This is a genomic window from Halomonas sp. 707D4 (assembly GCF_024158685.1).
GTDB lineage: Bacteria > Pseudomonadota > Gammaproteobacteria > Pseudomonadales > Halomonadaceae > Vreelandella.
In genome coordinates, this window is record NZ_JAMZBD010000081.1 from 1 (window position 1) to 9,112 (window position 9,112).

General features: G+C 65.1%; 10 protein-coding genes. 4 read left to right on the forward strand and 6 right to left on the reverse strand.

Features of this window, described 5'->3' with window-relative positions; all coding sequences use genetic code 11:
* Positions 1 to 770: class I SAM-dependent methyltransferase (locus BIS11_RS05450; protein ID WP_253585801.1), on the forward strand; the 770-nt coding region annotated here is incomplete at its 5' end.
* Here BIS11_RS05450 and BIS11_RS05455 read toward each other — a convergent pair.
* Both BIS11_RS05455 and BIS11_RS05460 read right to left on the reverse strand, forming a co-directional pair.
* Positions 767 to 2,374, reverse strand: a complete 1,608-nt coding sequence (locus BIS11_RS05455) for a methyl-accepting chemotaxis protein (protein WP_253423928.1) — start codon at positions 2,372 to 2,374, stop codon at positions 767 to 769. The genes BIS11_RS05450 and BIS11_RS05455 overlap by 4 nt on opposite strands.
* A 156-nt stretch (positions 2,375 to 2,530) precedes the next feature.
* The gene (locus BIS11_RS05460; protein WP_253423919.1) at positions 2,531 to 3,592 is read right to left on the reverse strand and encodes an NAD(P)-dependent alcohol dehydrogenase; all 1,062 of its coding nucleotides are present in this window, start codon (positions 3,590 to 3,592) and stop codon (positions 2,531 to 2,533) included.
* A gap of 176 nt (positions 3,593 to 3,768) precedes the next feature.
* On the opposite strand from BIS11_RS05460, the gene BIS11_RS05465 reads away from it, so the two are divergent.
* Positions 3,769 to 4,662, forward strand: coding sequence for an AraC family transcriptional regulator (locus BIS11_RS05465; RefSeq protein WP_253423915.1), 894 nt, complete (start codon positions 3,769 to 3,771; stop codon positions 4,660 to 4,662).
* A 30-nt stretch (positions 4,663 to 4,692) separates the two neighbouring features.
* On the opposite strand, the gene BIS11_RS05470 is transcribed toward BIS11_RS05465, so the two are convergent.
* Complete coding sequence (locus BIS11_RS05470; protein ID WP_253423912.1) at positions 4,693 to 5,118, reverse strand: VOC family protein; 426 nt, start codon at positions 5,116 to 5,118, stop codon at positions 4,693 to 4,695.
* Between the two features lie 110 nt (positions 5,119 to 5,228).
* Between BIS11_RS05470 and BIS11_RS05475 the strand changes: the two genes are divergently transcribed.
* Positions 5,229 to 6,095, forward strand: coding sequence for a LysR family transcriptional regulator (locus BIS11_RS05475; protein WP_253423910.1), 867 nt, complete (start codon positions 5,229 to 5,231; stop codon positions 6,093 to 6,095).
* 47 nt (positions 6,096 to 6,142) lie between these two features.
* Here the strand turns inward: BIS11_RS05475 and mqo are convergent, their stop codons facing one another.
* Positions 6,143 to 7,828: a malate dehydrogenase (quinone) gene (gene mqo, locus BIS11_RS05480; protein WP_253423907.1), complete on the reverse strand. Its 1,686-nt coding sequence runs from the start codon at positions 7,826 to 7,828 to the stop codon at positions 6,143 to 6,145.
* Between the two features lie 141 nt (positions 7,829 to 7,969).
* Here mqo and BIS11_RS05485 point away from each other — a divergent pair, with 141 nt between their 5' ends.
* Complete coding sequence (locus BIS11_RS05485) at positions 7,970 to 8,194, forward strand: DUF3820 family protein (RefSeq protein ID WP_253423904.1); 225 nt, start codon at positions 7,970 to 7,972, stop codon at positions 8,192 to 8,194.
* Positions 8,195 to 8,212: 18 nt separating this feature from the next.
* On the opposite strand, the gene BIS11_RS05490 is transcribed toward BIS11_RS05485, so the two are convergent.
* Both BIS11_RS05490 and BIS11_RS05495 read right to left on the reverse strand, forming a co-directional pair.
* A complete protein-coding gene (locus BIS11_RS05490) occupies positions 8,213 to 8,692 on the reverse strand; it encodes a metallophosphoesterase family protein (RefSeq protein WP_253423901.1) in 480 nt (159 codons plus the stop codon).
* On the reverse strand, positions 8,693 to 9,112 hold a 420-nt coding region (locus BIS11_RS05495), incomplete at its 5' end, for an NAD(P)H-binding protein (RefSeq protein ID WP_253585802.1).

Below are 9,112 nucleotides of genomic sequence, written 5' to 3' on the forward strand. Positions count from 1 at the left end.
CCTCGACACCACAGATCCCCGGCCAGTCCTGGAGCGCCCGCCAGTATGCCGAAAACGCAAGCTTCGTGCCCGCTCTGGGGCAGGACGTTCTGGCGCTGCTCGCCGCCAGTCCCGGTGAGCGCATTCTGGATCTTGGCTGCGGTGACGGCGCCCTGACCGAGCGCATCGCCCGCCAGGGCGCCGAGGTGCTGGGCGTGGACGCCTCGGAGGCGATGGTCGAGGCCGCCCGGGCGCGAGGCGTCAATGCCCAGCGCACCGACGCCTACCAGCTGCCCTTCGACCAGCAGTTCGATGCCGTGTTCAGCAACGCCGCGCTGCACTGGATGCTCGACCCGCAGACGGTGCTGGCGGGCGTCAAGCGCGCGCTCAAACCCGGCGGGCGGTTCGTGGCGGAGTTCGGCGGCCACGGCAACGTCGCCGCCATCTGCACCGCGTTGATCGCCTCGCTGCAGTTTCGCGGCATCAGCGCCCGGGGCCGTCACCCCTGGTACTTCCCGACCGCCGAGGAGTACGCCCACCTGCTCGAGACCGCCGGCTTCAAGGTCGACAGCATCGCGCTGATTCCCCGCCCGACCCCGCTGCCCACCGGCATGCAGGCGTGGCTCGAGACCTTCGCCCAGCCCTTCTTCCACGGCCTCGACGACGATCTCAAGATCACGGTGATGGACAATACCCTGAACCTGCTCTCGCACAGCCTGAGCGATGGCCAGGGCCACTGGAGCGCCGACTACGTGCGCCTGCGCGTGTCGGCGTACCTGCCCGGCGCTTAAGCGATAGCTAGCCGGGCGGCAGCGGGCGGGTCGAGCGCGGGCGTGGCGGGCTGCGCTGCCTGAGTACCCACCTTGAAGGTGGCGATCAGGTCGGCAAGCTCGCTCGCCTGATGCTCGAGGGTACCGGCGGCGGCGCTGGTCTGCTGCACCAGGGCGCTGTTTTGCTGGGTCACCGAGTCCATCTCGGTCAGCGCGGCGTTGATCTGCTCGATGCCGCTGGTCTGCTCCCGCGTCGCAGTGGATATCTCGCCCACCAGTGCGGTGACCCTCTCGATCGCCTCGACACTTTCTGCCATGGTGGCGCCGCAGTGCTCGGCCTGGCGCGCACCATCGTTGATGCTGGTCGTGGTCTGCTCGATCAGCACGCGAATCTCCCGGGCGGAGTCGGCGCTGCGCGTGGCCAGGGCGCGCACCTCGCCGGCCACCACCGCGAAGCCACGGCCCTGCTCGCCGGCCCGGGCGGCCTCCACCGAGGCGTTGAGCGCTAGAATGTTGGTCTGAAAGGCGATGGCGTCGATCACGCCGATGATGTCATTGACCCGATGAGCGCTTTCGGCGATGTCGCGCATCCGTGTCACGGTGCGCGCAACCTCCGCCCCGCCCTGCTGGGCCGAGCGCGTCGCCGCCACGGACAGCGCATCGGCCTGCTCGGCGATATCGGCGTTGTTGCGCACGGTGGTGGCCATCTCCTCCATGCTCGTGGCGGTCTGCTGCAAGGCCGAAGCCTGCTCCTCGGTGCGCGTGGAGAGATCCTGGCTGCCCGAGGAAATCTCCTCTGCCCCGGTGAAGACGCTGTCGCTGCTGGCACGCAGCGAGCCGACCAGCGTCGTCAAGCGCGCTTGCATGGCGTCGAGCCCGGCGAACAGCCGCCCGATCTCGTTGCGCCCGCGATCCTCGATGCGCTGGGTCAAATCGCCGTCGGCGATGGCCGCGAAGTGCTCGAGCGCCCGTTCGAGCGGCTTGACGACGCTTCGCATCATGCCAAGGCGCAGCGCCGCCGCGGCCAGCAGCGACACGATCAGAAGCGCCAGAGCCACGATACCGAGCCGCTCGGTGAGCGTCGAGGCGTCGTCGAGCAGTCGGGCGCTGCGCGCCTGGCTGTAGGCGACGAAGCCGCTCATCGCCTCGTCGAGCGCAGCGCCTAGCGCGCTCAGGCTCTCCTGGCTGCGCTGAATCTGGAACGGCGCGGCGTCGAGCAGCGGCACCATGCCCTCGACGACGTAGGCCTCGAAGGCAGCGACGATGGCGTCGCGGTGGCCGGCAAGCTCGTCCTGGTCGCTCACCGGGTAGGCCTGGAACTCGGCGAAGCGCGCCCGGGAGCGCGTTAAAGCCTCGCTGGCCCGCGCCAGGCTCTCGGCGCCGCGCTCCGGGTCGCCCTGGGTGCTGAAGCTGGCCGAGCGGTCCAGAAAGGTCTGGGCGCGCAGCGCGTTCACCTGGGTACGGTTGGCCAGGTTCGCCAGGCGCACGTTGACGCCGTTGAGCTCGACCAGCGCCCGGTTGCTCGACTGGCTGGCGAAGAAGCCCAGGCCGCTGGCCAGGGCGATCATCACCAGCAACAGCGCCAGGGCGGCGGTCAGGCTCCATTTGATCGACAGATTGCGCATCACGGTATCCCTTCTCGTTGGACGGTCATCCTAAAGGGCATCGGCGAGCGGGCGTGAAGCTGAAGCCGATTTAAGGTTTTCGCGACCAAAGTTCAATGCCCTGAACACGAAAACGCCGCAGGCGAACCCGCGGCGGTCGATCGAACACGGTGCGAATCAGGCAGCATCGCCCTTGAGCGTGGCCATGTCGATGACGAAACGGTAGCGCACGTCACCCTTTTCCATGCGCTCGAAGCCTTGGTTGATATCGTTGATGTCGAGCATCTCGACGTCGCAGGTGATGCCCTGCTCGGCGCACAGCTCGAGGAGCTCCTGGGTCTCGGCGATGCCGCCGATCAGAGAGCCCGCCACCACGCGACGCTTGAAGACCAGGTTGAAGGCCTCGATCGCCGGCTCGATAGGCTCCAGCAGGCCGACCAGGATATGCGTGCCGTCGTACTTCAAGGCATTGAGGTAGGGGTTCAGGTCGTGCTGGACCGGCACGGTATCGAGCATGAAGTCGAAGCTTGCGGCCACCGCCTCCATTTGCGCCGGGTCGCTCGAGACCACCACGTGATCGGCGCCGTTGCGCTTGGCTTCCTCGACCTTGGCGTCGGAGCGGGTGAACACGGTCACCTCGGCGCCCAGCGCCTTGGCGAGTTTCACGCCCATGTGGCCAAGTCCGCCCATGCCGATCACGCCGAGCTTGTGGCCCGCCTTGACGCCGTAGTGCTTGAGCGGCGAGTAGGTGGTGATACCGGCGCACAGGATGGGCGCCGCCGAGGCCAGGTCGATGCCGTCCGGCATCTTCAGCACGAAGTGCTCGCTGACCACGATCGAATCGGAGTAACCGCCCTGGGTAAGGGTGCCGTCGACCCGGTCCGGGCCGCCGTAGGTCATGGTGAAGCCTTCCAGACAGTACTGCTCGACGCCGTCGCTGCACGCCGCACAGCTTCTGCAGGAGTCGACCATGCAGCCCACGCCGACCAGGTCCCCCGCCTTGAAACGGCTGACCTTCTCGCCCACGGCCGTCACGCGGCCGACGATCTCGTGGCCCGGCACCACCGGGTACTGGCTCATGCCCCAGTCGTTGCGGGCGAAGTGCAGATCGCTGTGGCAGACGCCGCAGTAGAGGATCTCGATGGCGACGTCGTCCGGACGCGGGGCGCGGCGCTCGAAACTGAACGGTGCCAGGGGCTTGTCGGCGGCGAAGGCGGCAAAGGATTTCGCTTGGGTCATTGATCGCTCCAGGGGAATTGTCGAACCCGGTCATTATTGGTGCTCGCGGCCAGGGGCGCGACAAAGGAAGCTACGGCGTTTTTGCCCATTTCTCCAATAATTCGCAATGATGTAACATCAAGCTCCCCGAAAGCAGCATGATTCTCGAACCAGGCATCGATTCCCCCATGAGCTCAATGGATACAGCCGCGTCGAGCGCGCACACGCTTGCCGAGCTGATCGCCCCGCTGGCACGCCACGCCGGCTTCAATGCCACCCGCCTGGACCAGGTCGCGCTTTTGCACCTGGGCCGCCATCAGACGCGCACGCCGCTGATGTACGACCCCAGCCTGATCGTGATCGCCCAGGGCAGGAAGACCGGCTACCTGGGCGATCGCGAGATCCACTACGACCCGGGGCACTACCTGGTGCAGACTCTGCCCCTGCCTTTCGAGTGCGAAACCTTCGGCAGCGTCGAGGCGCCGCTTCTGGGCATTTCCGTCAAGCTCGACCCGGCGCTGCTGGGCGAGCTGGTCAATGCCATGCAGCAGGAGACGCCGTCGTCACGCTTTCCACGCCCGATGGCATCGGTCGAGATGGGCACTTCGATGGCCGAGGCGGTAACCCGGCTGGCCCGAACGCTGCACGACCCGGGCGCCTGCCGGGCGATGGGCGCGGCGCGCGTTCGCGAGGTGGTGTACGAGGCTCTCCAGGGTGAGCAGGGCCCCGCGCTCAAGGCGCTGGTGCAGGGCCACGGCCACTATTCGCGTATCGTTCAGGTGCTGTCGCGGCTTCACGAGCGCTTCGACGAGGAGACCAGCGTCGAGGCGCTGGCGCGCCAGGCGAGCATGTCGAGCTCCGCCTTTCACCAGCACTTCAAGCAGATCACTCGGGTCTCGCCGGGCCAGTACGTCAAGCGCCTGCGCCTGTTGAAGGCCCAGGCGCTGCTGGCCCAGCACCGTTACAACGTCAACCAGGCGGCCCTGGCGGTGGGGTATCGCAGCGTTTCCCAGTTCAGCCGCGACTACAAGCGCTACTTCGGCGACTCCCCGCTCAAGCATCGCCGCAACGCAAAGGCGCCGGGGGTATGACCCCCGGCGCCCTGGACACGCAAGCGTGGCTTACTTGGCGAATATCTGGCTCTTGTCCTTGAACGCCTTGAACTCCAGGGCGTTGCCGCACGGGTCGAGCAGGAACATGGTGGCCTGTTCGCCGACCTGGCCCTTGAAGCGAATGTAGGGTTCGATGACGAACTCGATGCCCTTCTGCTTCAAACGCTCGGCCAGCGCTTCCCACTCGTCCCACTCCAGCAGCACGCCGAAGTGCGGCACCGGCACGTCGTGGCCGTCCACCGGGTTGGTGTGGGCGCTCTCCTGGCCCGGGGTCTTCGGGTGACCGTGGATCACCAGCTGGTGGCCGAAGAAGTTGAAGTCGACCCAGCTCTCGCTGGAGCGGCCCTCTTCGAGGCCGAACACGTCGTTGTAGAAAGCACGCGCCAGCGGCACGTCGTAGACCGGAATGGCGAGATGGAACGGGGAAAGGCTCATGGCAGCTCCTGGGATAGAGAGTCGTTGTGGCGTTATGTCTCCATGCTAGGTGGATCCATGCGAAAATAAAATCAATATTTATTTGGTCAATTCACAAAAGGAAGTGATCGATGATCCGCGAGCTGAAGACGCTTCGGGCAGTCGCGCGCGAGGGCACCTTCGCCGCTGCCGGCAAGAAGATCGGCCTGACCCAGGCGGCGGTCAGCGCCCAGATGAAGCGCCTGGAGCGCGCATTGGGCACGCCGATCTTCGAGCGCAGCGGCCGAGGGTCGCTTCTGACCGCCCGAGGGGAGGAAATTCTGCTTCAGGCGGAACACCTGCTCACACTCTATGCCCAGTTGGGCGCCAGTCAGAGCGCCACCGCGACCCGACGCGTTACCCTCGGCGCCATCGCCTCCTTGCAGCGTGTCTTTCTGCCGGACATTATGGCGCGCTTTCACCATGGGGTACCGGAGTGCCAGAGCCGCATCGTGCCCGGGCTCTCCATGGAGCTTCTCGATCACGTGGACAGCGGCGAGCTGGACATGGCGGTACTGATTCGACCGCCCTTCTCACTGCACCCGGACCTGGACTGGACGACCCTGGCGCGGGAACCCTTTCGCCTGCTGGTGCCCGAGCACCTTTCAGGCGACGACTGGCGGGTACTGCTCGAAAGCCACCCGTTCATTCGCTATGACCGAGCATCGTTCGGTGGGCGTCAGGTCGAGCGTTTTCTGCGTCATCACCACCTGAACACGCAACAGGTGTGCGAGGTCGACGAACTGGATGCGATCCTGCGTCTGGTGGTCAATCGCGTGGGCGTCGCCCTGGTGCCCCAGGCCATGGCGTGGGAGCGCTGGCCTGCGGGGGTACGGGCGATGTCACTGGGAGAGGAGACGTTCTATCGGGAGGTGGGACTGATTCATCGCGCTCGGGCAACGCTCGGCGAACCCGCCAGAACCCTGGCCGAGCTGATCTCGAGCCAGGGGCGCCTCTGACCCACCCTTTGCATCGCGAAGGGTGGGATTGAAGAGTCTGACGAGCATCAGGCGTCGTCGGCATCGTCAGTGACGGGCACTGCATCGTGCTCGTCGCTTTCATCGCTCACGTCCATGATCTCGGTGGCGGTATCGTCGCCGTCGTTCATCTCGTCCACGTCGCTTGCCTCGCGCTCCTCGAGCAGGTTCATCGGCTCGTCGAGTTCGAGAAGATGCGCCGTATAGGAGCGCACCTCGCGCAGAAGTTCCGGGCTGTCCGCCAGGTGCTGGCCGTAGGAAGGCAGGATCTCGGTCAGGGTCTGCTGCCAGGCATCGCTTGCCACCTGCTCGGCGAACACGCGCTCGAGAAGGCTCAGCATGATGGTGGGCGAGGTGGAGGCTCCCGGCGAAGCACCCAGAAGTGCGGACATGGAGCCATCGTCGGAGACGATCACTTCGGTGCCGAACTGCAGCACGCCGCCGTCGTCAGTGTCCTTGATGATCTGGACCCGCTGCCCGGCGGTCCAGAGCTGCCAGTCGTCGCGATTGGCTTCAGGGTAGAAGTCCTGAAGCGCCTCGAAGCGGGCGTTGTCGGACTGCACGACCTGGCCCATTAGGTAACGCACCAGACTGAAGTTGTCGAACCCGACTTGCATCATTGGCCAGGTGTTATCCAAGGAGAGCGAACCGAACAGATCCGTCCAGGAGCCCTCTTTCAAGAACTTGCTCGAGAAGGTGGCGAAGGGGCCGAAAAAGAGCGCGGGCTCGCCGTCGAGATTACGGTAATCCAGGTGTGGCACCGACATGGGCGGCGAGCCTTCCCCGGCCTTGCCGTAGACCTTGATGGGATGCTGGGACACGACCTCCGGATTGGTGGTGTAGAGGAACTGCCCGCCTACCGGGAAGCCGCCGTAGAGGCTCGCCTGGGCAATACCGGACTCCTGCAGCAGCGGCAACACCGCCCCGCCCGCGCCCAGGAACACATAGCGGGCATCGACGCTGGTCTCGTCACCGCTGGACAGATTGGTCACGGTCACGCGCCAGGTACCGTCGTCGTTGCGATCGAGCCCGCGCACTTCGCTCTCCAGAGACAACGTGAAATGCTCGTTATCCTCAAGGGAGGCGATCATCTGGCGGGTCTGCTCGCCATAGTTGACCTCGGTGCCCATCTGCATGCGGGTGGCCGCGACCGGGCGCGACCCATCGCGACCTGCCATGATCAGCGGCATCCACTCGGCGATTTCTTCGGGGTCTTCGGAGTACTCCATGCCGGCGTAGAGCGGATTGGCGGTCATCTTCTCGAAGCGTTCGCGCAAGAACGCCACGTCCTCGTCGCCCCATACCAGGCTGAAGTGCGGGACCGTATTGATGAAGGAAGACGGGTCGTTCAAGACACCGTTGGCCACCTGGTGGGCCCAGAACTGGCGGGATACTTCGAACTGCTCGGTGACGTTCACCGCCCGCTGAATTTCCACCTGACCGGAATCATCCGGGGTGTAGTTCATTTCCATGAAGGCGGAGTGGCCGCTGCCGGAATTGTTCCAGGCGTTCGAGCTTTCGCTCGCCACCACGTCCAGGCGCTCGAACATCTGAATGTTCCATTCGGGTTCGAGTTCGTGTAGATAAGTGCCGAGGGTGGCGCTCATGATGCCGCCGCCCACCAGTACGACATCCACCGGCTCATCCGCGAAGGCGGGCGCACTGGCGAGTGCAAGCAGCGGTGAGCAAAGTAACAACCTGAAACGTTTGACCATGATAGACCCTGAACAACGAAAAAAAGACGCAGGCAGTGACCGCCTGGTCGCGAAGGACTCTTGACCTCGACCAAAGTCTAACAAAACTGTCATTAATCGCATATCACAACCCACCCGAATCCGATAACAGAAGGTGAAGCCATGGTGGCTGAAGACCTGGAAAAACTCGTGAGCAAGAGGATGCCCTTCGGCAAGCATCAGGGCACGTTGATCGCCGACCTGCCCGGCCCCTATCTCAACTGGTTCGCCCGGGAGGGATTCCCCCCTGGCGAGTTAGGACAACTGCTTCGACTGATGCAGGAAATCGATCACAACGGGTTGAGCGAGCTTCTGACGCCTCTGAGAAAGCCCGCCCGACGCGCTTGAACACCGCGCCCGGCGGGCTCAAAGCGGCAGATGCACAATCGCGCTCTTGAGCCCGCCGGGCGTTGGCCAGAGCTTGCCAAGGGTGATGGGTAGCTTGAAGCGCCGTTTGCCCGCCGCGCCCGGATTGAAGAGCAGTCGCCCGTCGCGCCATTCGTTGCGCGGCTTGTGGGAGTGGCCGTGCAGGATCGCCTGGGCAACGATCGGCGGGTCGGCGTCCTCCAGCCGGTGCACAAGATACAGCGTCCAGCCATCGACCACGATCGTCTCGTGGTAAGGCATTGCCTCCGCCCAAGGGGCGGTATCGATATTGCCCCGCACCCGGGTCACCGGTGCAAGGGTTTCGAGCATATCGAGAATGCACGCGTCCTCGTCCCGGTGGCCCACGTCCCCCAGGTGCAGGATTCGACTACACCCCGCCAGCAGGATTAGGGCCTCGTCCCGCAGCAGGCCGTGGGTATCGGCGATCACCCCGATGGGCGCGCCAAGCGGGGCGTTCACCTAGCGGATCAGCTCGTCGAGGGAGCGCTCGCCGTTGAGCAGCGTGACCGCGCGGTTCTTGATCTCGGGATGACGTACCACGTGCAAGAGCGCATGAGCGACGTCGGCGCGGGTGATCGACTGGTTGGCGGAATCCTCGAACACGTCGGTGAAGCCGTGGGTCGCAGCCTCGTCGGTCAAGCGACCGGGCTTCAGGATCAGGTAGGAAAGCCCCGCGCTTTCCAGGTGGCGGTCGGCGGCGAACTTGGCGGCCATGTAAGGGCGCATCTTCTCCGGCGCCTCGAGCGGCTTCTCGGCGCGAATCGCGCTGACCATCACGTAGCGCGAAAGCCCCTTGTCACGCGCGATGTCCGCCGTGCGAATCGCTCCGTACAGGTCGATCAGAAGCGTCTTGTCGGGGCCGGTGTGCGGCCCCGACAA

Bases quoted from the DNA above. Each gene is read 5' to 3' on its own strand.
- BIS11_RS05470 (WP_253423912.1), bottom strand. From the start codon at position 5,118: ATGAGCCTTTCCCCGTTCCATCTCGCCATTCCGGTCTACGACGTGCCG.
- BIS11_RS05475 (WP_253423910.1), top strand. From the start codon at position 5,229: ATGATCCGCGAGCTGAAGACGCTTCGGGCAGTCGCGCGCGAGGGCACC.
- BIS11_RS05465 (WP_253423915.1), top strand. From the start codon at position 3,769: ATGGATACAGCCGCGTCGAGCGCGCACACGCTTGCCGAGCTGATCGCC.
- mqo (WP_253423907.1), bottom strand. From the start codon at position 7,828: ATGGTCAAACGTTTCAGGTTGTTACTTTGCTCACCGCTGCTTGCACTC.
- BIS11_RS05460 (WP_253423919.1), bottom strand. From the start codon at position 3,592: ATGACCCAAGCGAAATCCTTTGCCGCCTTCGCCGCCGACAAGCCCCTG.
- BIS11_RS05455 (WP_253423928.1), bottom strand. From the start codon at position 2,374: ATGCGCAATCTGTCGATCAAATGGAGCCTGACCGCCGCCCTGGCGCTG.
- BIS11_RS05485 (WP_253423904.1), top strand. From the start codon at position 7,970: ATGGTGGCTGAAGACCTGGAAAAACTCGTGAGCAAGAGGATGCCCTTC.